Source organism: Actinoplanes sp. CA-030573 (assembly GCF_050951115.1).
Taxonomy (GTDB): Bacteria; Actinomycetota; Actinomycetes; order Mycobacteriales; family Micromonosporaceae; genus Actinoplanes.
In genome coordinates, this window is record NZ_CP192038.1 from 8133049 (window position 1) to 8157453 (window position 24405).

17 protein-coding genes, 1 pseudogene and 1 riboswitch are annotated in these 24405 nt (G+C 73.5%); of the genes and pseudogenes, 7 read left to right on the plus strand and 11 right to left on the minus strand.

What is annotated here, in order from left to right; translation table 11 throughout:
• Positions 1–197: 197 nt before the first annotated feature.
• Complete coding sequence (locus ACQP2F_RS37465) at positions 198–1118, minus strand: TIGR03619 family F420-dependent LLM class oxidoreductase (RefSeq protein ID WP_433296068.1); 921 nt, start codon at positions 1116–1118, stop codon at positions 198–200.
• A gap of 19 nt (positions 1119–1137) precedes the next feature.
• On the minus strand, positions 1138–2532 hold the full coding sequence (locus tag ACQP2F_RS37470; RefSeq protein WP_433296070.1) for an Hsp70 family protein: 1395 nt from the start codon (positions 2530–2532) through the stop codon (positions 1138–1140).
• Between the two features lie 146 nt (positions 2533–2678).
• Here ACQP2F_RS37470 and ACQP2F_RS37475 point away from each other — a divergent pair, with 146 nt between their 5' ends.
• The 3 genes and pseudogenes from ACQP2F_RS37475 to ACQP2F_RS37485 all read left to right on the plus strand — a co-directional run.
• Positions 2679–3608: a GNAT family N-acetyltransferase gene (locus ACQP2F_RS37475; RefSeq protein WP_433296072.1), complete on the plus strand. Its 930-nt coding sequence runs from the start codon at positions 2679–2681 to the stop codon at positions 3606–3608.
• Between the two features lie 38 nt (positions 3609–3646).
• Positions 3647–4393 carry a precorrin-6A synthase (deacetylating) gene (gene cobF / locus ACQP2F_RS37480; protein ID WP_433296074.1) on the plus strand — a complete coding sequence of 249 codons (747 nt, stop codon included), beginning with the start codon at positions 3647–3649 and terminating at the stop codon, positions 4391–4393.
• A gap of 104 nt (positions 4394–4497) precedes the next feature.
• Positions 4498–4620: pseudogene (locus tag ACQP2F_RS37485) on the plus strand (IS30 family transposase); the annotation flags it as partial.
• 400 nt (positions 4621–5020) lie between these two features.
• On the opposite strand, the gene cobN reads toward ACQP2F_RS37485, so the two are convergent.
• Positions 5021–8635 carry a cobaltochelatase subunit CobN gene (gene cobN, locus ACQP2F_RS37490; RefSeq protein ID WP_433296076.1) on the minus strand — a complete coding sequence of 1205 codons (3615 nt, stop codon included), beginning with the start codon at positions 8633–8635 and terminating at the stop codon, positions 5021–5023.
• Positions 8636–8687: 52 nt separating this feature from the next.
• A riboswitch (cobalamin riboswitch) is annotated at positions 8688–8759 on the minus strand.
• A 141-nt stretch (positions 8760–8900) separates the two neighbouring features.
• On the opposite strand from cobN, the gene ACQP2F_RS37495 reads away from it, so the two are divergent.
• The 4 genes from ACQP2F_RS37495 to ACQP2F_RS37510 all read left to right on the plus strand — a co-directional run bounded on the left by ACQP2F_RS37495 (position 8901) and on the right by ACQP2F_RS37510 (position 14360).
• The gene (locus ACQP2F_RS37495; protein ID WP_433296078.1) at positions 8901–10304 is read left to right on the plus strand and encodes a precorrin-3B synthase; all 1404 of its coding nucleotides are present in this window, start codon (positions 8901–8903) and stop codon (positions 10302–10304) included.
• On the plus strand, positions 10294–10911 hold the full coding sequence (locus ACQP2F_RS37500; protein WP_433307747.1) for a precorrin-8X methylmutase: 618 nt from the start codon (positions 10294–10296) through the stop codon (positions 10909–10911). The genes ACQP2F_RS37495 and ACQP2F_RS37500 overlap by 11 nt, the downstream gene beginning before the upstream one ends.
• 63 nt (positions 10912–10974) lie before the next feature.
• Positions 10975–12453, plus strand: a complete 1479-nt coding sequence (locus ACQP2F_RS37505; RefSeq protein ID WP_433296080.1) for a precorrin-2 C(20)-methyltransferase — start codon at positions 10975–10977, stop codon at positions 12451–12453.
• 317 nt (positions 12454–12770) lie between these two features.
• On the plus strand, positions 12771–14360 hold the full coding sequence (locus ACQP2F_RS37510; RefSeq protein ID WP_433296082.1) for a cellulase family glycosylhydrolase: 1590 nt from the start codon (positions 12771–12773) through the stop codon (positions 14358–14360).
• 340 nt (positions 14361–14700) lie between these two features.
• Here ACQP2F_RS37510 and ACQP2F_RS37515 read toward each other — a convergent pair whose 3' ends face one another.
• The 8 genes from ACQP2F_RS37515 to ACQP2F_RS37550 all read right to left on the minus strand — a co-directional run bounded on the left by ACQP2F_RS37515 (position 14701) and on the right by ACQP2F_RS37550 (position 24259).
• Positions 14701–16062, minus strand: coding sequence for a glycosyltransferase (locus tag ACQP2F_RS37515; protein ID WP_433296084.1), 1362 nt, complete (start codon positions 16060–16062; stop codon positions 14701–14703).
• Positions 16043–17290: a glycosyltransferase family 4 protein gene (locus ACQP2F_RS37520; protein WP_433296086.1), complete on the minus strand. Its 1248-nt coding sequence runs from the start codon at positions 17288–17290 to the stop codon at positions 16043–16045. The genes ACQP2F_RS37515 and ACQP2F_RS37520 overlap by 20 nt, the downstream gene beginning before the upstream one ends.
• Positions 17287–18753, minus strand: a complete 1467-nt coding sequence (locus tag ACQP2F_RS37525) for a lipopolysaccharide biosynthesis protein (protein ID WP_433296088.1) — start codon at positions 18751–18753, stop codon at positions 17287–17289. Before ACQP2F_RS37525 ends, ACQP2F_RS37520 begins: the two co-directional genes overlap by 4 nt.
• Positions 18747–19514, minus strand: coding sequence for a hypothetical protein (locus tag ACQP2F_RS37530; protein ID WP_433296090.1), 768 nt, complete (start codon positions 19512–19514; stop codon positions 18747–18749). Before ACQP2F_RS37530 ends, ACQP2F_RS37525 begins: the two co-directional genes overlap by 7 nt.
• Positions 19511–21433, minus strand: a complete 1923-nt coding sequence (locus tag ACQP2F_RS37535) for a hypothetical protein (protein ID WP_433296092.1) — start codon at positions 21431–21433, stop codon at positions 19511–19513. The genes ACQP2F_RS37530 and ACQP2F_RS37535 overlap by 4 nt, the downstream gene beginning before the upstream one ends.
• Positions 21430–22554: a glycosyltransferase family 4 protein gene (locus ACQP2F_RS37540; protein WP_433296094.1), complete on the minus strand. Its 1125-nt coding sequence runs from the start codon at positions 22552–22554 to the stop codon at positions 21430–21432. The genes ACQP2F_RS37535 and ACQP2F_RS37540 overlap by 4 nt, the downstream gene beginning before the upstream one ends.
• Positions 22551–23396, minus strand: a complete 846-nt coding sequence (locus tag ACQP2F_RS37545) for a glycosyltransferase family 2 protein (protein WP_433296096.1) — start codon at positions 23394–23396, stop codon at positions 22551–22553. The genes ACQP2F_RS37540 and ACQP2F_RS37545 overlap by 4 nt, the downstream gene beginning before the upstream one ends.
• An 86-nt stretch (positions 23397–23482) precedes the next feature.
• On the minus strand, positions 23483–24259 hold the full coding sequence (locus ACQP2F_RS37550) for an L-type lectin-domain containing protein (protein WP_433296098.1): 777 nt from the start codon (positions 24257–24259) through the stop codon (positions 23483–23485).
• Between the last annotated feature and the right edge of the window lie 146 nt (positions 24260–24405).

Sequence of the window (24405 nt, forward strand, 5' to 3'; positions counted from 1 at the left end):
CCGGCAGAGAGCGCTCCAACCCGGAAGATCTACGGTCGATCGTGCCCTCGAGGGCCGGATCGACGGCCGCCCGGCCCGCCGGGAGACGGTTCTGTGTTGATCTCCGTCACTCAACGGAGCCGCCGGAACGGATCCCCCACGCCATTCTGATTACGAATCGACCACCATTCCCCGCCATTCCGGGAGTTCGACGGGCGTCATCCGGACGCGCCGTACGCGGTGGGCGCCAGAGCCGTGATGATCTCCTCGGCCCGCTCCGCCGCCGCGGCCGGGTCCGCGTCCGGGCCGCCGATCAGCGGATCCCAGTTGAGGTCGTAGAACAGCTCGGTCACGCCCGCCTCCCGGTACGCCTGGGCGCCGCCCCGGATCTGCGCCCAGTCCCCGGACAGGGGCATCGCGTCGTCCCGCCGCCCGGCCGCCACCACGCCACGCACGACGATCCGCACCTGGTCGGGGTCGCGCCCGTGCTCCTCGGCCGCCCGGCGGACGAGCTGGACGCCCCGCTGGATGTCGGCGAGCCGGGCCCGGCTGCTGCTGACCCAGCCGGCCGCGATCCGGCCGGCCCGGCGCAGCGCGGCGTCGGCCGTGCCGCCCAGCAGCACCGGCGGGCCGCCGGGCTGGACCGGAGGCGGCGCCATCGTGCTCGGCGGCACCGAGTAGAGCTCGCCGTCGAACGAGGCGATCTCGTCGTTCCAGAGCGTGCGCAGCACCGCCAGGTACTCCTCGATCCGGCGGCCGCGGGGCTCGGGCCGGGACCCGGTGGCGGCGAACTCCGGCTCCGACCAGCCGGTGCCGAGGCCGAGGTCGTGCCGGCCGCCGGAGAGCACGTCGAGGGTGGCCGCCTGCTTGGCCAGGTACGCGGGTGACACGTACGGCAGATTGATCACCGCGACGCCGAGCCGGATGCGCTCCGTGCGCGCCGCGGCATAGCCCAGCGCCACCATCGGGTCGAGCACGCTCCGGTAGACCGGCGCCATCTCCTGCCCGTCGCCGACCAGCAGGCGCTGGAACGACCACAGGCCGTGATAGCCGAGCTCCTCGGCCCGGACGGCGAATCGGGCGAGCGACGCCGGGGTCGCCCAGGCGCCGGAGACCGGCAGGCCACAGCTGATCAGCATGGGCCAACGGTATCGGGCGTCAGGCCGCGATCCGGACGTACTCCTCCGAGAGCATCCGGCCCAGCTCGGCCAGGCGGACGTCGGACGCGGCGGCCTGGACGGCGCCGACGAAGCTCAGGTACGCCGAGCGCAGCCGCGGGCAGGCGCCGTCCAGCGTCGCGGCCAGCAGCTGGTGGCTGGCGTCGGCGACCCGGCGGAAGTCGGCGGGCGTCTCGGCCGGCACCCCCGGCAGCAGGTCGGCCGGATCGGCGGCGGCCGGGCCGGGCCCCGGCGGGCTCGGGTCGGCCATCTCCGCGCGCAGCCGCAGGTTCGCGCCGAGCAGGCCGGGACGCAGCCCCTCGAAGGTCAGGGCCGGCTCGAACTCGCGGGCGATCAGGCCGGCGCCCCGCGCGCTCAGCTCGCCGGGGTCGAGGTCGGCCCGGATGTCCCCGGGGCCGAGGCCGAAGTACCCGGCCAGCCGCGCCCGGACGGACGGGATCCGGGTCGAGCCCCCGGCCAGCACGACTCGGTCGACGGCGCCCCGGCCGACGCCGTGCTCGGCCTCGGCGGCGGCCAGGGCCGCGGTCAGGTGGCCGAGCGACTTCGTCACGTCCGGCTCGATCATCGCCTCGAACGCCCGGCGGGACAGCGTCACGCTCGCGCTGACCGTGGCCGTCAGCAGCGGAAGCTCGAGCACCGTGGTCTCGGCCGCCGACAGCTCCCGCTTGCCGCGCTCGGCCTCCCGGCGGATGCGGGTGCGCACGTCCTCGTCGCGGCCGAGGTCGACGTGATGCCGCTCGCGGATCTGCCGCAACGCGTACCCCACGATGTGCTCGTCGAAGTCGTCGCCGCCCAGCCGGGGGTCGCCGGCCGCGCCGAGCACCGCGATGCCCTCCGGCCCGATCCGCACGATGGCCGAGTCGAACGCCCCGCCGCCCAGGTCGTAGATCGCGTAGGTCCGCTCCCGGTCGTCGGCGCCCAGCGCCACCGCGGCCGCCACCGCGTCGTCCAGCAGCCGCCGCACGTTGAGCTGGGCCAGCCCGGCCGCCTCCCGGATCGCCCGCCGCTCGGGCTCGCCCGCCGACCCGGAGACGGTGATCACCGCGTCGTGCACCGGAGCGCCCAGGAACGCCTCGGCCTGGCGCTTGAGCTCGATCAGCAGGAAGGCGCAGATCTCCGGCGGCCGATACTGCCGGCCGCGCAGCCGCAGGCGCTCGCCGGAGCCGAGCTCGCGCTTGATGCCGGAGATCACCGGCTGGGAGTCGCCGGCCGGGGCGCGGCCGACCACGATCTGGCCGGCCGGGTTCTGCGTCACCACCGACGGCATCGGCCCGGGGATCACCACCAGCCCGGCGCCGTCCCACACCGCCATCGTGCACGAGGTCGTGCCGAGGTCGATGCCGATCACTCGGTGGTAATCGCCGTGCTCGGTCAAGGCCGCCCCCTGTGACCAGGCTTTTGCGGTCAAACTACACCGGTCGGGTAGCCGACAGAAATGATCGTCGTCGATCCGTCGGACATCCGACGAACGCTGGACAGGTCGCTCGCCGCCGTCCGGCGGACGTGACACAGTTCTCGGTCATGGGGCTTGAACTGATCGACCTCGCCCAGGCCGAGTACGAGGCCCGCCGCGAGCGGATGGCCGAGGGCTACGCGCACGACATCGCCCGCAACTTCGGCGTGCCACTGCCGGACGCGCGGAAACAGTCGGCCGAGCAGCTGCACGTCGGGCTGCCCGACGGCGTACGGACGAAAGGGCAGTTGCTGCGCAAGGCGATGGACGGCGACCGGGAAGTCGGCATCCTCTGGATCTCGATGCCCGGCACCGTCTACACCGAGATGGCCTGGATCTCCGAGCTCGAGGTCGCCGAGGACCTGCGCGGCCGCGGCTACGGCGCCCGGATCGTCGAGGCCGGCGAGGCCGACCTGGCCGCCCGCGGAGTGCGCCGGGTGGGCCTGCACGTCTTCGGCCACAACGAGGTCGCCCAGCGCCTCTACGACCGGCTCGGCTACCGGATCCTGTCCCAGGTGCGCTCCCGGCCGCTCGACCCCGGCGACGATCCGCTCGAGCTGACGCCGATGACCCCGGCCGAGTACGACGAACGCATCGCCACGCTGGTGGCCGGTGATCCCTTCGCCCTGGTCCGCGACCCCGCCGCCACCCCCGACCAGGCCCGCCGCACGGCCGCCCGGCTCGCGCCCGACGGCGTGACCAGCGAGGGCGTGCTGCTGTTCACCGCACAGGACGAGGGCAAGCCGGTGGGCTGGCTGTGGATCGCCCGGCCCAGCGCCGAGCGGCCCACCATCGGCCTGATCGTCTACCTCGAGGTCGACACCGGGCTGCGCCGCCGCGGCCTCGGCCGCCGCTTGGTCGCCGCCGCCGAGACCGAGCTGGCCCGCCACGGCGTGCCGCGGGTCGGCCTCAACGTGCCCGGCCGCACCGAGGCGCTCGGCTTCGCGTCCGCCCTCGGCCTGCCGCTGGTCTCCCAGCAGATGGTCAAGGACCTGTGAGCGAACCGGCCACGCCGCCCCGGCTAACCTGATCGATCGTGCGGAAGATCTACGTGATCGGGATCGGCGCGGGCGACCCGGACCACCTCACCCTGCAAGCGGCCAAGGCGATCGGGCGGACCGACGTCTTCTTCCTCCTCGACAAGGGCGAGGAGAAGGAGAGCATGATCGAGCTGCGGCGGCGGCTGATGAAGGCGTACGGCCGGCCCAGCCGGCGCGTCGTCACCGGAACCGACCCGGCCCGCGACCGCACGCCCGCCGACTACGAGGGCACCGTGGCCGATTGGCGCAGCCGCCGCTCCGAGGTCGTCGAGGCGCTGATCTCCGAGCACCTGCTGGCCGACGAGACCGGGTCCTTCCTGGTGTGGGGCGACCCTTCGCTGTACGACTCGACGATCGCGATCCTGGACGAGATCCTGGCCCGGGGACAGACGCTGTTCGAGTACGAGGTCGTGCCCGGGATCAGCAGCGTGTCGGCGCTGGCGGCCAAGCACCGGACCGGGCTGAACCGGGTCGGGCAGCCGTTCGAGGTCACCACCGGGCGCCGGCTGGCGGAGGGGTGGCCGGCCGGGGTCGACGACGTGGTGGTGATGCTGGACGCGCGGCAGGCGTTCGCGGCCTATCCGGAGGCGTACGTCTGTTGGGGGGCCTACATCGGCACGCCGGACGAGATCCTGATGTCGGGGGTGGTGGCCGAGGTGGGCGACGAGATCTTGCGGGTACGGGCGGAGGCCCGTGAGCGCCACGGCTGGATCATGGACACGTACCTGCTGCGGCGCGGTTAGCACACGTAGCTGGGTGGTCGGCCGCTTTTGCACAGGCGGGCGGTTGTCCACAGGTTCGCGTAAGGCTCGGCAGCGGCAGGAACGGGCGGCGGCGGCCGCGCGCCGAGCACCTAGCCGCCGCCGCTGCCGAACTCAACGGCCGACCCCGCCTGACCCTCGGCTGGGACAGCCCCGCCGAACGCCTCGCTGAACTCCTGACCACCGACCGTGTTGCAACGACTCCTTGAAACCGCCGAGGGTGGGCTCCGTGGTGGGGGCGATCTTGACGGTTTGCCGGCTTTCCGGGGTTATCGGCGGCTCGCGGCGGTCGGACTGCCCAGATCTTGTAGAGATTCTGCGCGTGGGACGCACAAACTCTTCACCGTTGTAGTGGACCCAGGGCATGGCGCCCCGCGCGCTCGGCTCTGACGCGTCGGAGCAGACACGAGTCATCGAGTGCCCGCGGCCTGAAGCCGGCATTGCGCCCGCCGGCGCGACCTTGAAGAACCGCTGTGCGGCGGGCATGCGGAACTCATCAGCCTTCAGCAAGCGGCGGACCGCGACGCGCGTATTGGTGAGCAGAGCAAAGGGCCCCAACCACCGCCGGCCGAGACGAGGAGGGCGCCCGGGTATCGGCCTACGACCCCGTCAGCTCTCTTCGAGGTCGCCCTCCGTCGCCAGGTAGAGCTCCTGCAGCGCGGTCAGCGTCGCCGGCTCCGGCGCCGACCAGAGCTTGCGGTCGGCGGCCTCGAGCAGGCGCTCGGCGATGCCGTGCAACGCCCACGGGTTCGACTGCTGGAAGAACTTCTGGTTCTCCGGGTCGAGGACGTAGGTGGCGGCCAGCTGCTCGTACATCCAGTCGGTCACGACGCCGGCCGTCGCGTCGTACCCGAAAAGGTAGTCGACGGTGGCCGCCAGCTCGAAGGCGCCCTTGTAGCCGTGCCGGCGCATCGCCGCGATCCAGCGCGGGTTCACCACCCGGGCGCGGAAGATCCGCGCGGTCTCCTCGGTCAGGCTGCGGGTGCGTGCCTGGTCCGGGTTGGTGGAGTCGCCCACGTACGCCGCGGGCGCGCGCCCGGTCAGCGCGCGAACCGTGGCGATCATGCCGCCGTGGTACTGGAAGTAGTCGTCCGAGTCGGCGATGTCGTGCTCGCGGGTGTCGATGTTCTTGGCGGCGACCTCGATCCGGCGGTACGCGTTCTCCATGTCCGGCCGGGCGGGCACGCCGTCGAGGTCCCGGCCGTAGGCGAAGCCGCCCCAGACGGCGTACACCTCGGCGAGGTCGGCGTCGTCGCGCCAGTTGCGGCTGTCGATCAAGGGCAGGATCCCGGCGCCGTACGCTCCGGGCCGCGACCCGAAGATCCGCATGGTGGCCCGCCGCCAGTCGCCGTGCTGCTCCCGGTCGCGCAGGGCGTGCTCGCGCACGTAGTTGCCGGGCTCGTCGAGCTCGGCGACCATCCGGAAGGCGTCGTCGAGCAGGGCCACCACGTGCGGGAACGCGTCGCGGAAGAAGCCCGAGATGCGGACCGTGACGTCGATCCGCGGCCGGCCCAGCTCGCCGGCCGGAATCGGCTCGAGGCCGGTGACCCGCCGGGAGGCGGCGTCCCAGACCGGGCGGACGCCGATCAGCGCGAAGATCTCGGCGATGTCGTCGCCGGCCGTGCGCATGGCGCTGGTGCCCCAGGCCGAGAGGCCGACCGAGCGGGGCCAGTCGCCGTGGTCGGCGCGGTAGCGGGCGAGCAGCGAGTCGGCCATCGCCTGGCCGGTCTCCCAGGCCAGCGCGCTGGGGATCGCCTTGGGGTCGACCGAGTAGAAGTTGCGGCCGGTGGGGAGCACGTTGATCAGGCCGCGCAGCGGTGAGCCGCTCGGCCCGGCCGGCACGTAGCCGCCGTCGAGGGCGTGCAGCACGTGGGAGATCTCGTCGGTGGTGCGCGCCAGCCGGGGGACGATCTCGGTCGCCGCGAACTTGAGCACCCGTTCGACGTCTTTCTTGTTTTTCGGATCTTCGGGGGTTCCGCCACCTCCCCCGCCCTGTTCTGGGTGGGCGTTGAGTAGAGCATCCGGGTACGACAGAATCCGGGCGCCGTCCACAGCGAAGTCGACCGGCCAGCCGGCTTCCTCCATCGCGGCGACCAGGGCACGGGCCCGTTCCTCGACCCGGTCCGTCTCGGCGAGCGACGCGTCCTCGGCCAGGCCCAGCGCCTCCCGCAGGCCGGGCAGCGCCGCGACCTGGCCGCCCCACATCTGCCGGGCCCGCAGCATCGCCAGCACGAGGTTGACCCGGGCCTCACCCACCGGCGCGGCGCCCAGCACGTGCAGTCCGTCGCGGATCTGCGCGTCCTTGACCTCGCACAGCCAGCCGTCGATGTGCAGGATGAACTCGTCGAACTCCTCGTCGGCCGGGCGCAGCTCCTGGCCGAGGTCGTGGTCCATCCGGGCGGCCTGGATGAGGGTCCAGATCTGCGCGCGGATCGCCGGCAGCTTGGCCGGGTCGAGGGTGGCGATCGTCGCGTGCTCGTCCAGCAGTTGCTCGAGACGGGCGATGTCCCCGTACGACTCGGCCCGGGCCATCGGGGGAATGAGATGGTCGACCAGCGTGGCGTGCGCTCGCCGTTTCGCCTGCGTGCCCTCGCCCGGATCGTTCACCAGGAACGGGTAGATCAGCGGCAGGTCGCCCAGCGCCGCGTCGGTGCCGTCGGAGGCCGACATGCCGACGTTCTTGCCGGGCAGCCACTCGAGGTTGCCGTGCTTGCCCACGTGCACCACGGCGTGCGCGCCGAACGAGTCGGCCACCCACCGGTACGCCGCCAGGTAGTGGTGCGACGGCGGCAGGTCGGGGTCGTGGTAGATGGCGACCGGGTTGGCGCCGAACCCGCGGGGCGGCTGCACCATGACCACGATGTTCTCGTCGCGCAGGGCGGCCAGGACGATGTCGCCGTTGTCCACGTAGAGCTCGCCCGGGGGCGGCCCCCAATGCCGGGTGACGCTGTCCCGGAGATCCTGCGGAAGCGTGGCGAACCATTCGGCGTACGCGGAACCGGGAATGCGCACCGGATTGCCGCTCAGCTGCTCCTCGCTCAGCCAGTCCGGATCCTGCCCGCCGGCCGCGATGAGCGCGTGGATGAGACCGTCCCCGTCGTAGTCCCCGAACGAGCCGATCTTGTAGCCGGCCGCGCGAAGCGCCGCGAGCAGCGCGACGGTCGACGCCGGAGTGTCGAGGCCGACCGCGTTGCCGATCCGGGAGTGCTTTGTCGGATAGGCCGACAACATGAGCACCACGCGTCGTGAAGCGGGCGGGATGTGCCGCAGCCGGGCGTGCGCGACCGCGATGCCGGCCACCCGCGCGGCGCGCTCGTCGTCGGCGACGTAGACCGACAGGCCGTCCTCGTCGAGCTCCTTGAACGAGAACGGCACCGTGATGATCCGGCCGTCGAACTCGGGGATCGCCACCTGGGTCGCGGCGTCGAGCGGGGAGAGGCCCTCGTCGCTCGCCTCCCACGCCGCGCGCCCGCTGGTCAGGCACATCGCCTGCAGGATCGGCACGTCCAGGTCGGCGAGCACCCCGACATCCCACGCCTCGTCGTCGCCGCCCGCTCCCACGGTCGCCGGCTTGGTGCCGCCGGCGGCGAGGACGGTGACGACCAGGGCGTCGGCCTTGCGCAACTCGGCGAGAAGATCCGATGACGCCGTACGGAGGGAAGCCGTGAAGATCGGCAGCGGGCGCGCGCCCTTGGCCTCGATCTGCCGGCACAGCGCCTCGACGAAGGCGGTGTTCCCGGCCATGTGGTGGGCCCGGTAGTAGAGGACCCCGACCACGGGCCCGTCGTTCGCGGCCGCCTCGCGCGGCAGCGTCCCCCAGTCCGGCGAGGCCGCCGGCGGGGCGAAGCCGTGCCCCGTGAGCAGCACCGTGTCGGACAGGAAGTCGTGCAGCGCGGCCAGGTTGGCGCCCCCGCCGAAGGCCAGATATCGATGCGCCTCGGCCGCCACGCCCGCCGGCACGGTCGACAGCTTCATGAGGTCGGCGTCGGGCGCCTGCTCGCCGCCCAGCACCACGACCGGCACGGCGCCCGCCAGCAGCGCGTCGATCCCCTCTTCCCAGGCCCGCCGCCCGCCCAGGATCCGCACGACGACCAGGTCGACCCCGTCGAGCAGGCCGGGCAGGTCGTCGACGGAGGTGCGGGCGGGGTTGGCCAGGCGCCAGGCGCGCCCACCGGCGCGAGCGCTGAGCAGGTCGGTGTCGGAGGTCGACAGCAGCAGGAACACGCGTACTCCCCACCGGGGTCCGCGCCCCGGATAGCCGGAATCGCGGCGACCGGAGTTCCTGGCTCCCGGGCTCTGCAACCCGGTCACAGTGGCGGGACCGCGCCGGATTCGCACCGGCTTCCTCCGCGGCGTCGCCGCTCGTGGGCTCCCAGCCTTCCGGCCCGCGCCGTCCGCCGTCAAGCCGTCCCCGGTCTCGCCACGGCGGATGTGATGATCCCGACCCGAGGCTGCGTCCGGCCGGGTGCGCCTCCGTAGTATCCGGGCCGTGCCCCGCCCACCCCGCGTCTCCCCGACCGACGCCTGCCCCGGCGCGCTGCGGCTGCATGCCGCGGCCGACGGTCCGCTGGCGCGCGTCCGGCTGCCGGGCGGCATGCTGACCGGCCGGCAGCTGGCCGAGCTCGGCGCGGTGGCGTCGGAGCTGGGCGACGGCGGCCTCGAGCTGACCTCGCGCGCGAACGTCCAGCTGCGCGCGCTGACCGGCGCCGACCCGTCGGTTCTCGCGGCCCGGCTGTCCGCCGCCGGCTTGCTGCCCTCGGCGACCCACGAGGTCGTACGCAACATAGCCGCCCCGCCCCTGGCCGGCCCGCCGCTGCGGGAGTTGGTGCGGGCCCTGGACCGAGCGCTCTGCGCCGACCCGGCCCTGGCCGCCCTCCCCGGCCGTTTCCTGTTCGCCATCGGCACGGTGGAACTGGCCGCCGACGTCGCCGCGCTGCCGGCGGCGGACGGTCTCGCGATCGTCTTCGCCGGCCACGACGAGGGCCTCCGCGTCTCCGCCGACCGGGTGGTGGCCGCCCTGCTGGCGGGAGCACACGCGTTCTTGGCCGAGCGCGCCGCCGAGGCCGCCGAGGCCGCCGCCGATTCTGCCGCGGAGCGCACAGCCGAGTCAGCCGCCGATTCTGCCGCGGAGCGCACCGCCGAGTCCGCCGCGGCGCCTACCACCGAGGCCGCCGAGCGCACCGCCCAGCGCGCTGCCGCGGTGGGGAAGGCCTGGCGCCTGGCCGAGCTGCCCGATGGCCCGCGCCGCGTCGCCGCCCGCGTTGCCGCCGCCCTCGGTCTTCCCGCGCCCCCGCTCGCGGCCTCGCCGATCCCGGGCGAGGTGGCGGAGGCGGAGGTCGGTCTGTTGCCGCAGCCCGACGGACGGCTGGCGGTAGGCGCGATCGTCCCTCTCGGACGGCTCACCTCGGCCCAGATCGCCCTGCTGGCCGGCGCCGACCGTCTGGTGCTGACCCCCGCCCGCAACGTGATAATTCCGGATTTGTCGCCCGCAGAGGCCGCCGCCTGGATGACCGCGCTGGCCGCCGCCGGGCTCCCGGTCGAAGCCGATTCGCGCTGGTCCGGAGTGACCGCCTGCGCCGGCCGGCCGGGGTGCGCCAAATCGCTGGCCGACATCCGCGCCGATGCGCTGGCCGCCACCCGCTACGTCGACGGCCTGCCGGTGCATTGGATCGGCTGCGCTCGGGGCTGCGGCTCGCCCCCGGGCCCGCACGTCCGGGTGGAGGCAACGCCCGGCGGCTACACGGTGACGACACCGGCCGAGCGCCACCGCCCGCCTGAGCCGGACCGCGCGGCTCAACCGGACCGCACGGTCGAATACACGCGGCCCACCCACGAAGCGCTCGCGGCGGTCGTTGCCGCGGCGCGAGGAGTCAGCGATGCACCTGGAGTATGAGCGCGACGGCGCCGAGATCTACCGGCGGTCGTTCGCCACCATCCGGGCCGAGGCGGATTTTTCCGGCATGCCCGACGACGTGGCCCGCGTCGCCGTACGGATGATCCATGCCTGCGGGATGGTCGATCTGACCGCGGACATCGGGTTCAGCCCGGGCGTCGCCGCGGTCGCGCGCAAGGCGCTGCTCGGCGGGGCGCCGATCCTGTGCGACGCGGAGATGGTCGCCTCCGGGGTCACGCGCAAGCGGCTCCCGGCCGGCAACGAGGTCGTCTGCACGCTGCGTGACCCGCGGGTGCCCGAGCTCGCCCGGCAGCTCGGCACCACGCGCAGCGCGGCGGCGCTCGAGCTCTGGGGCGAACGGCTGGGCGGGGCGGTCGTGGCGATCGGGAACGCGCCGACCGCCCTCTTCCGGCTGCTCGAGATGATCGAGGCGGGTGCGCCCCGGCCGGCGGCCGTGCTCGGGATCCCGGTGGGGTTCATCGGGGCGGCCGAGTCGAAGGAGGCGCTCGCCGGCTCGGACCTGGAGTACCTGATCGTCCGGGGGCGGCGCGGCGGCAGCGCGATCACGGCGGCCGCGGTCAACGCGCTGGCGTCGGAAGCGGAGTGATCGCAGTGATTGCGGAGTGAGTTCGGAAGCGGAGTGAAACCTGTGGCAGGCAAACTTGCGGGCGTGGGGGTCGGGCCCGGCGACCCGGAGCTGATCACCGTGAAGGCGGCGCGGCTCATCGAGGCGGCCGACGTGGTGGCCTATCACGCGGCCCGGCACGGTCGCAGCAACGCGCGGGCCATCGCCGCGGCCCATCTGCGGCCGGGGCAGATCGAGGAGCCGCTGATCTACCCGGTCACCACCGAGGGCACCGATCACCCGGGCGGTTACCAGGGCGCGATCGACGACTTCTACGCGGAGTCGGCGGCTCGGCTGGCCGCGCATCTCGACGCCGGGCGCGACGTGGTGGTGCTGGCCGAGGGCGACCCCTTCTTCTACGGCAGCTACATGCACATGCACAAAAGGCTTTCCGGCCGGTACGACACGACGGTCGTCCCCGGCGTCACGTCGGTGAGCGCCGCGTCGGCCGCCCTCGGACGGCCGCTCATGGAGCGCGACGAGGTGCTCACGATCCTGCCCGGAACGCTGCCCGCGGCCGAGCTCACCGCCCACCTCACCGGCACCGAGTCGGCCGCGATCATGAAGCTCGGGCGCACGTTCCCGAACGTCCGGGAGGCCCTCGAGCGGTCCGGGCGGCTCGCCGACGCCTGGTACGTCGAGCGCGCCACCATGACGGACGAGCGCACAGCCGCCCTGCGCGAGGTGGACGCGGACTCCGTCCCGTACTTCTCGCTCGCTCTTCTTCCCAGCCCGGCCGCCGCCGCCTTCGGACGCGAGCCCGAGCCCGACGCCCGCGGCGAGGTGACCGTGATCGGGCTCGGACCGGGTGACCCGCGCTGGCTGACCCCCGAGGCCCGGGCCGCGATCGCCGCCGCCGACGACCTGGTCGGCTACGGCCCCTACCTCGACCGGGTGGCGATCCGCCCGGGGCAGCGCCGCCACCCGTCGGACAACCGGGTCGAGGCCGAACGCGCCGCCTTCGCCCTCGACCTGGCCAAGCGCGGGCGCCGGGTGGCCGTCATCTCGGCCGGCGACCCGGGTGTCTTCGCGATGGCCGCCGCTGTGCTCGAGGTCGCCGAGGACCCGCAGTGGAAGGACGTCCCGGTCCGGGTCGTGCCCGGCCTGACCGCGGCCCAGGCGGTCGCGGCCCGGGTCGGCGCGCCGCTCGGCCACGACTTCTGCGTGCTGTCGCTCTCCGACCGGCTCAAGCCGTGGACGGTGATCGAGGGCCGGCTCGCCGCCGCGGCCGCCGCCGACCTGGTGATCGCGATCTACAACCCGGCGTCGAAGTCGCGCACCGAGCAGCTGGTACGCGCCCGGGAGGTGCTGCTCGAGCACCGCGACCCGGAGACGACCGTGGTGATCGGCCGGGACGTGGGCGGGCCGGCCGAGTCGGTACGGGTGACCACGCTCGCCGATATGGACCCGGCGACGGTCGACATGCGCTGTCTGCTGCTGGTCGGCTCCACGCAGACCCGGGCCGTGACGGCCGCCGACGGGTCCGCCCGCGTCTATACGCCACGGCATTACCCGTACGCCTGAAACCGGCTCGCAACCCACCCACCGAAAGCGCGCCGCTCACCGGCCCGGATCGCGAAAGCGGTCCGGGCCGTTCTGGTCCTCCCACTACCTGGCCGCAACTTTGGAAATGGGCCGGAAAAGTACCCTGCCAGAAGCGAAAGAGCAGCTCAGGGCGCACAAAACAAAAGCAGACGTCAATGTCCAATGGGGCGGCAACCGAGGTGTGACCGAGAGACACCGGCAATGCAATCAAAGAACCGTGACACCTCAGATGCAACCCGCCGAAGTGAAGGGCCACGCCGCACCCGAAAAGATACTTGACGAAGGACCGATCCCCCGTGAAGCTCTCCCGCCGCCGCGCCGCCGTCATCGCCTCCGCCCTGCTGGTCGGCCTCACCGTCCCGGCTTCCCCGGCCGTGGCGCAGTCGCACGGCAAGCACGTCGCGAAGCCGGCCGCCAAGACGCCGGTCGCCAAGACGCCGGCCGTTCGCAAGCCGGTCGCGAAGAAGCCGGTCGCCAAGGCCGTCGCCACCGCGGCCGCCGTCACGGCCAAGACGGTTCCGACGCTGGACTCCCGTCTCGCCGCGGTGAAGACGGCCAAGCAGCTGAACTACTACCCGTCGGCCGCCGGCTGGTCAAAGATGTGGACGAACTTCAACGCCACGCAGATCGACGCGGACATGGCCAAGGCCAGCGCCCTGGGCGCCACCAGCGTGCGGGCGATCATCTTCCCGACCACGTTCGGGTACCCGCAGCCGCAGACGAAGTACACCGACGAGCTGGCCACGTTCGTGAAGCTGGCCGACGCGCGCGGGCTGACCGTCAAGTTCACGCTCTTCGACTGGTGGGACGCCTACTCCGAGGTGGCCAACAGCCGCAACTGGGCCAACCGGGTCCTGCGCCCGTACGCCGATGACCCGCGCGTCATCTCGGTCGAGCTCCAGAACGAGCTGAACGTCGACGACGCCGACACGATGATCTGGGCCAAGAAGATCGTCCCGCTGGTCCGCGCCGACTTCCCGACCATGCCGCTGACGTTCTCGGTGGACGGCGGCGCCGGCGCGACCGGCATGGCGAAGATCAAGGCCGCCATGGCCGCCACCCCGATCGACTACTACGACTACCACTTCTACGGCAACTCGGAGCGCGCGCTGGCGCTGATCAAGCAGGCGCAGGCGACGGTCGCGCCGACCCCGATGGTCATCGGCGAGGTCGGCCTCAACACGCTGCAGAACACCGAGGGCGAGCAGGCCGCTTTCCTGGCCCGCGTCTTCCAGGCCGCGACGGTGGCCGGCGTGCAGTCGGTGGCCCCGTGGACGCTGACCGACTTCGCCGCCGGCGCCATCCCCGAGTCGCAGGTCGCCAAGATCCAGGCGCAGTACAACTACGGCCTGTACCGCACGAACGGCGCCGCCAAGGCCGCCGCCGCCGTGGTCAAGGCCGCCTGGACCGGCACCGCGATGCCGTCGACGCTCACCGACTACGGTTTCGAGAACGCGGCCGGCCTCACCCCGTGGCGTGCCTTCATGCCCGAGCTCGGCCTGGCCGTCAAGACCACGAGCGCCGCGCACTCCGGCAAGTGGTCGGTCAGCCTCACCAACACCGGCAAGACCACGGCCGGCTCCCCGTCGTACCGCTTCTCCCCCATCGCCCCCGTCCAGCCCGGCCAGAAGTGGCACGGCGAGGTGTGGGCCAAGGGCAATGCCGCGACCGGCCAGTCGCAGATCGCCGTCAGCTGGTTCGACATCAACGACAAGTGGCTCGGCGGCACGTCCTCGGCGTCCTTGCGGACCGGCACCACCGGCTGGACGAAGCTCACGGTCGACGGGGTAGCCCCGGCGGGCTCGGCAAGCATGCAGGTCCACCTGAAGTCCGGCGCCAACACCGGCACCGTGTGGTTCGACGACGTGGTGATCAGCGCTTCCTGATCGGTTTCCCCTGCCTAGCCCCCACCCTCGTCACTGGGTGGGGCTAGTTTGGCATTCGCGGCCGACAGTTTCCGGTGGTTGTCCACAGGAGCCGGCCCGGTTGTGTCACGGGCGTCTTGCCTCTCTTCCCCACCCGCCCGGTAGCCGTCGCCCACTGATCCCCACCCCGTTCACTGGGTGGGGATCAGTCAAGCACCCGCCCCTGACACTTTCCGGCAGTCATCCACAGGCCCGCGTCGCCGTCGCCCGACAACCCGCCGCCTACTCATCCCCACCCCGTTCACTGGGTGGGGACGAGTCAAGCGGCCGCCTCTGACACTTTTCCGCGGTTGTCCACAGGTCAGCGGCCTTCGAGCGACGACGGCGTGGCGGGCTGGGATCGCGGAGCGGGAGCGGGCGTCGAGGTGGGAGCGGGAGCCGGGGCCGAAGCGGACGCGGAGGGCTGAGTAGGGGCGGGCGCAGGCGCAGAGGCGGGCGCGGGCAGGGACGCGGGCGCAGGCAAGGACGCGAGCGCGAGCAAGGACGCGGGCGCAGAGGCGGGCGCAGAGGCGGGCGCGGGCACGGGCGCGAAAACGCCTATCTGGGTCAACAACTCGTCATACGCGGCCACCGTCTGCTCCCACGATGACGGGTCCGCGTGCCGGCGGTCGGTCAGCTTTGTCGCATCCACGATTGCCTCGGCCAGGGCCGCCGCGTCGGCCGGTGGGGTGAAACGCACGCCGGGGTAATCGCCCGCTGCCTCCACCAAACCGCCCACGGCGGTGACCACGACCGGGAGGCCGTGACTCATCGCGATGTGCAACGGCCCGCTCGCGGAACTGCGCCGGTAAGGCAACACCACCATGTCGGCGGCGGCGAAGAAGGCGTCTACCTCGGCATCCGTGACGTAGCGGTTGACGAACTCGATGCGGTCCCGCGCGGGCGACGAAGCGATCAACGAGGCCGGCAACGTCCAGCCCTCCCAGGTCTCGCCGACGACGGTCAGCCGGAAGTCGGCGGGCAGCAGCGCGAACGCCTCGATCAGGTCCTCCAAGCCCTTGTAGGGGCGGATGGTGCCGAAGAACAACAACCGGCGGTGGTCACCGGGGGCGGTTCGCTGCCGGGGGGCGGCGTCGTGGTGGTCGTACGGGCCATGGCGCGCGATGACCTGGGGGACGGTGCTCAGCGCGTACGTCCGCCGCAGTGTCTCCTGATCGAAGCGCGAGTGGACGACGACGCCGGCGGTGGCCGCCAGCAGGGGTTTGATCAGCCACCGGGTGTAGCGCGCCGCCCAGCGTAGGCGGGCCTCGCCGGTGTCCTGCACCTCGTGGAACTCGATCACCACCCGCGCGCCGAGCAAGCGGGCCGCCAGGCAGAGGACGAGGTACGAGTGCAGCACCGCCCCCGTCCACCATTGGAGGACGAGCACGTCCGGCCGTTCCCGCCGCAGGAACCGCACCGCGCGGACCAGGCTGGGCAGCGCCCACCAGTCGACGCCGTCGAAGACCGCCACCTCGTCGCGGTAGGACAGGTCGTTCAGGCGCCGGCCGACCCGCTCGCGGCCGGGGTAGAGCCGGGTCGGCAGCAGCTGCCGCATCAGGATCGCGCCGACGTCGTAGCGGCCGGCCAGAGCGTTCGCGAGCCGGCACGTGTAGTAGCTGATCCCGGAGAGGAAGCGCCAGCCCGAGCCGACCACGACGATCTTAGGAGGCGAGGCAGGCACGGTAGATCTCCTCGATCTGCGGCACCACGCGGGCCGCGGTGAAGTCGAGCCCGCGCTGGTAGCCGTGGGCGCGCAGGCGGTCGGCCAGCGACCGGTCGGTCAGCAGGCGGTTGAGGGCGGCGTACAGGGCGTCGGCGTCGCCGGGCGGCACGTGCAGGCCGCTCTCCCCGTCGCGGATCATGTCGGTCAGCCCGCCGGTGCGGGAGGCGATCAGCGGGGTGCGGGCGAGCAGCGCCTCGACCGCGACCTGGCCCATGGCCTCCATGATGGACGGCACCACGGCGGCGGCGGCTCCGTGCCAGGCGGCCATCACCTCGGCGTGCGGCACGTCGTGCCGGACATGCACCCCGGGCGGTATCGGCGGGGTGTCGGCGCGGGGGGTGCCCACGCAGACGAGGTCCGGCGGCGGCTCACTGCCACTCCAGGTCTCGACCAGGCGGCGGTACGCGGTGAACAGCACGTCCACGCCCTTGTGCGGACCGAGCGCGCCGACGAACAGCAGGTACGGCCGGCCCGGCAACCAGGACGGGCGGGGTGTGGTGCGGGCCAGCTCGTCCAGGCCGTCGGGGACCAGGCTGGAGACCACCGAGACCGGCACTCCCTCGGGCAGCCGGGCGAGCTCGAGCGCCTCGGCCACCGACGGCGAGATCGCCATCACCGCGTCGATGCCCCGGTGGCGGTGCGATCGCAGCGCCGCGGTCAGCGCCGCCGCCCGCGGCCGGCCGTACTGCGGGGTCGCGCAGCGCAGGCAGCGGGCGAAGCGGGGACCGGTCGGGCAGCTGCCGCCGGGCCGGGCGTACGTCTTCTTGACGCAGGACAGCCCGAAGTCGTGCGCGGTGTGCACGTGCGGCCGCCCGTACCGGCCGAACCGCAGCGGCAGGTACGAGTACATCAGCCAGTCGTGACTGTGCACCAGGTCGTACCGGCCGGTCCGCAGCTCGTCCCGGATGCCGGCGGTGGTCAGCGGGTCGGGCGCGGTCGGGTGGAACGGCTTGGCCGGGTCCTCGTTCATTCCCGGCAGCAGCGTGGTGGCGACGCTGCGGACGCGCACCACGCGGACGCCGTTGCGGTCCTCCACCGCCGCCGACGCCCCGGCCATCGGCGTGGCCAGCGTGAGCACGGTGACCTCGTGGCCGCGCCGCACCAGCTCCTCGCCGCTGGTCGCGATGCTGCGCTCGAGGCCGCCGATGACCGGCGCGTAGAGGTTGGCCAGGTGCAGGATCCTCACGGAACTCTCCAAGATCGAGATCGGGGCCGGGCGTGCGGGGCCGGACGGGTGCGGTGGCCGAGGCGCGCGGCCGGCCGTCCGCGCATGACCGGGTGCAGCAGCGGCCGGCGGTCGGCGCCGCGGGGGTGCGGCGGGGCGAGCCGGCGGACGAGAGCGGCGCCCGCCGGCGCGGCGTCTCGGCGGAGAGGGCCGAGCCGGCCGAGGAGGGCGAGCACGGCGACCATCAGCGCGCCCGCGGACTGGCCGGCCAGCCAGGCGAAGCCGGCCGCCTCGATGCCCCGCGACGGGAGCCACAACCAGGTGAGCGTGAGGCAGGCGGCGGCCATCAGCAGGTTCAGGCGCAGGCACCGGCGCAACCGGTGCTGCGACCGCCAGTGCGCGACGGCCAGGTTCGTGATGGCGTCCGGCAGCGCGGCCAGCACCAGCAGTTTCAGCAGCGGACCGCCGCCGGCCGCGTAGCCGGGACTGAACAGGGCCAGGATCCGGCCGCCGAACAGGAACAGCGCGGCGGCCGGCAGCCCGATCACCGCCAGCGTGACCAGCGACGCCCGGGGCAGCGACGCCGACCGGCCGGCCGCGTTGGTGCGCTCGGCGTAGAGCGCGGCCGCCACCGCCGGCGAGACCATGAACAGCACCGACGCCGTCATCCACGCCATGTAGAAGTGCGCGTTGTCGGCCGCGCCGAGCCGGGCCGTGACCAGCACCGGCAGCAGCGCGCTCGGCCCGGCCTGGGCCAGGTTGACCAGGTGGTGGCCGGTGAGCGAGCCGCGCACATGGGCCAGCTCGCCGGCCAGCCCGGCCCCGGCGAGGGCGCCGCCGAGCCGGTAGCCGGGGCGCAGCCGGGACAGGCTCCAGCGCAGCGTGACCACGGTGACCGCGAGCGACGGCACGGTCCAGGCCAGCACCACCGCGGCCGAGCCGCTCAGCCGGCCCGCGGTCAGCCCCGAGGCGGTCAGCCCGAGCAGCGTCACCACCTTGCCCACCGCCAGCGCCAGGTTGCGCCACAGCATGCCCTGGCTCGCCCGGTGGGCGACGAAGACGTAGTCGAGCAGCATCGACGCGGTCAGCGCCACCGCCGTCGCGACCAGCCCGGCCGCCGCCACCGGGCCGTTCAGGAAACCGAAGTTGCGCTCGATCCGGGGCAGCACCAGCACCGCCGCGACCGCCGCCGCGGCCGTGGCCGCGCAGCCGAGCAGCAGGCCGGCGCCGACGATCCGGGACCAGGCGGCGGCCGGCGCGCCGGGCAGCCGCTGGATGAACATGTGCCCGAGCCCGAGGTTGGCCACCATGCTGACCACGGTGGCGGCCGAGATCAGCGCGGTGGCGGTGCCGATCGCCGGCCGGGGCAGCTCGCGGGCCGCGACCATCCAGTAGAGATAGCCGAGCCCGCTGGTCCCGACCGTGCTCGCCATGATCAGGACGCTGTTGCGGGCCAGCGAGTCACGTCCGACGCGGGCTAGCACGCGGAAGGTCCCTTTCCGTAGAAGACGGTGCTCGCGGCGCCCAGGCTGATCGCGATGCGGTGCAGGCAGCCGTCCGGCGGGGCGGGCACCCGCACGTCGAGGACCCGGGTCGTGTTCGCCGGGATCGCGACCGGCCGCGGCGGGCCGGCCGGCCGGGCGCCGACGGTCACCGCGAGCGGGACGACGGCCCTCGGCTCGCCGGCGCTACGCACCCGCACGGGCACGACCAGGCCGCGGGCCGGGATGGTGACCGGGTGGTCGATGCCGGCGGCCCAGCCCTCGAGGGCCACGCTGGTGTATCCGGGCTGCGGCGGGTGCGGCATCCGGGCGTACGCGAAAGTCGCCGCACCCCCGATGACCAGCGCGACCACCGTGGGGATCGCGAGCGCCGCGAGCGTCCGCCCGAGATCCGGCGCCGCCGGGGAACGCGGCCGCAGCAGCGCCGCCCCGCCGAGCGACGCCGCCAGCACCGCCAACGCGACCGTCAGGGACAGCGCCCGGATCGGCACGCCGGCCAGGTGCAGCGCGAGGGCGGCGAGCGGAAGGCTGAGCAGGCCGGTGGTCACGGCCAGGCCGATCCGGGTGACCGCCGCCGGCTCGTCGCGGACCAGCGCGCGCAGCCACAGCTCGCCGATCGCGGCCAGCGCCACCAGCAGCAGCGGCCCCAGCAGCAGGGGCCGGCCGGGGAACGGGGTAAGCATGCCGAGAGCGTGGCCGCCGAGCGCGACCGCGACGGCGCCGAGCAGGCGCGGGGTGGTCACCACTTGCTGCCTCCCCGCGGGACGAAGCCGAGCGAGGCGAAGTCGAAGCGGTAGATCGCGATGTCGCCGCTGTCGTAGATCTTGATGCTCCACGGCGTGCGGTCGAACTTGGTGAGCTGGGCGAGCGTGAACCCGGGCCGCCCGTCGTGCGGGATCGGCTCGTTGGTCTCGAAGTAGATTCCGATCTCGGGCACCTCCTCGGCCATCCGCCGGTCGACGATCAGGTAGCGGAAGTTCCACGACCGGAGCTGGTCGATGAGCGCGGGCGGCACCGGCCGCCCCGGCGGGGCGAGATACATGTCGTAGGTGGGGAACGTGACCGAGCCGGTGACCGGGAACTGGCCGCCGAGCGACCCGAAGACCAGCCCGGAGTAGCGGTCGGCGACGATCCGCAGGTCGCGGCCCTGCGTGGCGCGCAGCCACGCGGCGGCCGCCCGCACCTCGGGGGTGAGCGCGCGGGTGTCCGAGCCGTAGACGGGCGGCCCGGGGAAGCGGTACGAGGGATTCATGCCGGCCGCGGTGTTGCCGACCATCATCACGGCCAGCAGGGCGATCAGGGCCGGCCCAGCGATCCGGGCGAAGCGGTCGAGCAGGGCGACCACCACCGGCGCGACCGCCAGCGCGATGCCCAGATAGCTGAACGCCCAGGTGCGGCGGGCACCCTCGGCCCCGGACGGGGTGAGGATCAGCAGCGCCGCCGGGAAGTAGCAGGCGCCGACCACGAACATGGCGAGCGCGAGGCTGCGGTCGACCGGGTCGGCGTTGCGACGGGTGCGCAGCCGCCAGGCCGCGGCCGCCATCGCCAGGAACGCGCCGACCGGGGCGGCGAACGCGGCCTTCTGCTCCCACCAGGGCGCCACCGACTCCTTGAACAGGGTGCGCCCGCCGGTGCCGCCCTCCCCCGCCAGCCCGGCGAACTGGCCGAGCGCCTTGCCCAGGTACGGGTCGAGGTAGCCGGCCGTCTTCGGGGCGACCCAGCACAGCCAGCCGACGACCAGGATCGCGGCCACGCCGGTGAGAGCCCAGGCGGTCGCGGCGGCCGGCCCGGCGTCGCGGCGGCGGAGCGCGCGGACGGTCACCACGGCCGAGATGACCAGCATGATGGCGACCTGGCCGAGCGCGGTCAGGTGGTGGGTGGCGACGGTGGCGGCCGAGAGCAGCACGGTGACGGCGGCCCAGCCGGCGCGCGCCGGCCGATCGGGGGCGCGCATGGCCCGCTGCAGGCTCACGAGCGCCCAGATCATCAGCGGGATGGCCAGGGACTCGTACCCGAACTGGGTGTCGAAGAAGAGAAAGGAGCTGTTCAGCCCGTACGCGATGGCCGCCGTCGCGGCCGTGCGCCGGCACCCGGAGATCTGCTCCGCCAGCACCGCCACGCCGAGCACCACCAGCGCGTGCGCCACGACCAGCACGACCAGCGCCGCGTGCCACACCGACAGGCCGGTCATCGCCGAGATCGCGGCCACCGTGGCGTGCAGTCCCGGGAAGTCGCCGATCACCCGCACGATCGGGTTGGCCTCGAAGAGCCGCCCGTCCAGGAGGATCTCGCGGCTCTGCCGCCAGTGCGCGAACTCGTCGTGGTACAGCGGGCCGGTCGGGTTGCGCAACAACTTCGGCAGATACGTGAAGCCCGCGTACGCGATGAGCACCGCGAGCCGCAGCCGCGCTCCCGACCCGCGGCGGACCGCCCAGTACGCGGCCGGCGCCGTGAAGAGCAGCATCCCCAGCCAGAACAGCTCGAACACCGGCCCGCGGCCCCACTCCGCGGCCCGGTCGGCGGCGACCAGCGAGGCCGCGCCGGCCGCTCCCGCCACGGTCAGGGTCGCGGCGCACCACAGCGGCGCGCGGTCCGGGCGGGCCTCGGTGTGGGCGGGGTCGTTCCCGGGCCGGACGGCGACGGGCGGCGCGGTCAGGGTCATCGGTCGGTGGCTCCCGCTCCGCTCTGCTGTATGAGCCGCACGGGAGGCGCCACGGTCGCGTAGACCTCCCGGGTGGACTGGACGACGTCGCTCCAGGTCGGCAGCGCGTGCCGGCCGTAGGCGGCCCGGGGCGTGCCGGCCGCGACCCGCAGCGCGTCGGCCAGCGCCGCCTCGTCGTCCGGGTTGACCAGCCACAGCGGGACGCCGTCGCCGGCCATCACCGCCAGTTCGCGGTGGGCCGGGATGAACGAGGCGACGGTCGGCACGCCGGCGTTGAGGGCGTCCGCGACCGCCATGCCGAACGCCTCGTGGGCGGAGGCGGAGACGGCCGCCGCGGCGCCGGCCATCCGGGCCGCGAACTCGGCGTCGCGCAGCCGGCCGTGGAACCGCACCCGGCCGGCGTCGAGGCCGAGCCGCCCGGCGAGCTGTTCGAGCTCGTCCCGGGCCGGGCCGGCGCCGACCACGTCGAGGCGGTGGTCGGCGGGCAGGTGGACCATCGCCCGGATCACCCGGTCGACCCGCTTGTAGCGCTCGAGCCGGCCGACGCAGACGATGCCGCGCCCGGGCTCGCCCTCGGCGGCCGGCACTGCCGCGCGGGCCGGGTCGGTGCCGTTCGGGATCACCACCATTCGGTCGGCCGCCTCCGGGAAGTGCCCGACCAGCAGCTCGCGCTCGGCGTGGGTGACGCAGATGATCCGGCTGGACCGGGCGACGATCCGGCGCCCGACCGGGCGGTAGATCGGGTGCAGCGCGGCGCGCAGCCGGCTGTGCCCGGTGCCGTGGTAGTGCGGGGTGAAGACCAGCGGGGTCGCGTTGGTGAGGGCGGCGGGCAGGGCGGCCAGGGCGTGGTAGCTGTGGGCGTGCAGCACGTCGTAGCGGCCGGCGTGGGCGCGCAGCCACTGCCAGAGGGCGGTCGAGAAGCGGTAGTTGCGGGCCGCGACGGTCAGCGGGAAGCGCCGGACCAGCACGCCGTCCACGGTCTCCTCGGCCCCGGCGGCGTGCTGCGTGAGCACCTCGACCCGGTCGCCGGCCGCGACCAGGGCCGCGCACAGCCGGCGGCAGTGCGTCTCCACCCCGCCGACGTCAGGGTGGTACGCGCTGGTGACGACGCCGATCCTCACCGGGCGCGCCCCGCGGCTCTTTCGGCGCGCGCGCCTTTTGCGATGCGCTCGGCCGACCGGCGGCGCGGCCACTCCCGGGCGATGGTCCGCAGCACCCGGATGCCGTCGGTCATCGCGTTCAAGTTGCTCTCGCCGTGGATCCGGGCCTGCTCGAAGCTCGGCACCTCGACGATCTTGAGACGGGCCCGGGCCGCGCGCAGGTTGAGCAGCGTCTCGATCTCGAAGCCGTCCCCCCACAGCCGCCCGTCGCCGCCCGCCGGCGCCGGGGACGTGCTGTCCAGGCCGAAGACGTCGAGGTGCCGGGCCCAGAACGCGTTGTAGCCGTAGCAGAGGTCGCTGTAGCCGGTGCGGAACATGGTGTTGACCAGCATGCTGAGGCACTTGTTGCCGGCCCGGCGCAACCGGGTGATGTCGGCGCTGCCGCCCGGGCCGGTGAACCGGGTGCCCTTGGCGAAGTCGGCGCCGGCGCGCAGGGCGGCGATGAAGCTCGGAATCTCCTTCGGGTCGGTCGACCCGTCGGCGTCGATCATCACCAGGATGTCGCCGGTGGCGGCGGCGAAGCCGCAGGCCAGCGCGTTGCCCTTGCCGCGGCGGTTCTGGGTGACGACCCGGATGCCGGGCATCAGCCGGCGGGCCACGCCGACGGTGTCGTCGGTCGAGCCGCCGTCGACCAGGATCACCTCGTCGACCTCGGGCAGGCGGGCCAGCACGTGCGGCAGGTTCCGCGCCTCGTTCAGGGCCGGCACGATGACGCTGACCAGTGGCTCGCCCGACGGGACGACCACCCGGGGCAGTTCGGTCTCCGTTCCGGCCGATCGGCGAACGTAGGGGACCGTGGACATGACTGTTCTCCAAGGCTCGGTGGTGCGGGCGGGTGCGCGGCCGGTGCCGCGGGAAAGAGACGCGGCGCCGGCCGCTGCGAACTCGGTCAGGCGCGCGGCGCCTGGACCGTCCAGGAGTAGATGTCCTGCTTTGAGAGAGCGGAGCCGGTGGAGGCGGTGAAGCCGACCCAGGCCGAGCCCGCGCCGACCGAGCCGGCCAGGTCGACGGTGGTGCGGAGCGCGAGCTCCTCGGTCGCGCCCGCGCGCAGTGACCGGACGTAGACACGCAGGTCGTTGGTGCCCGCGTCGTAGGCGACCCGGGCCGTGAACGGCCGGCCGTAGAGCGGAATCGACGGCTCGGCCACGGCCGAGTGCTTGTCCGGGTTACCGCCCAGGACCACGGCCAGGTGGTTGTCGTTGGGGTCGGTCCCGTTCTGGAACGTGTCGAACTCGACCGCCACGCTGTTCTTGATGCCGCGGTAGCCGAGGCCGCCGCCCCAGCCGCCGAGTGCGCGCGGCCCGTCCGCCTGGACCAGGAACGCCATGCCGTCGGCACCCGGCCTGCCGTGGTGCAGGTAGACCTTGAACGTCGACTCGAACGACTTGGTCAGGTCGAGCTTCGGCTTGGCCCAGGCCGAGCCCATCTGGCGGAAGCCGCCGGCGGTCAGCCGGAGGATGCGCTGATGCAGCCGCCCGGACGACGTGATGATGTCGGCCGATCCGTTGCGGTCCAGCTGGTGCGAGGCGCCCGCGAAGGTCGGGAAGTCGACCGGCGGCTCGTCGGCGGCGAACGCGCTGGACGGCGATACGCCCGTCGCCATGGCGAAGGCGAGGGCCGCCACCAGGCCGCCGCGGGCGGTTCTGGAGGAACGTGAAGAGGACACGGTTCTGCGCTCCATTTCGGATGATTTGCCCCACTTGGACGTGGCCCAAGGTAGGACAGCCCGCAGAGCCGTGTAAGCGAGTCGCGTTTATTTACCTCAAATTGGACTTAAACCGCCCGCAGCAAATTCTCAGGGAAGATCGCCGG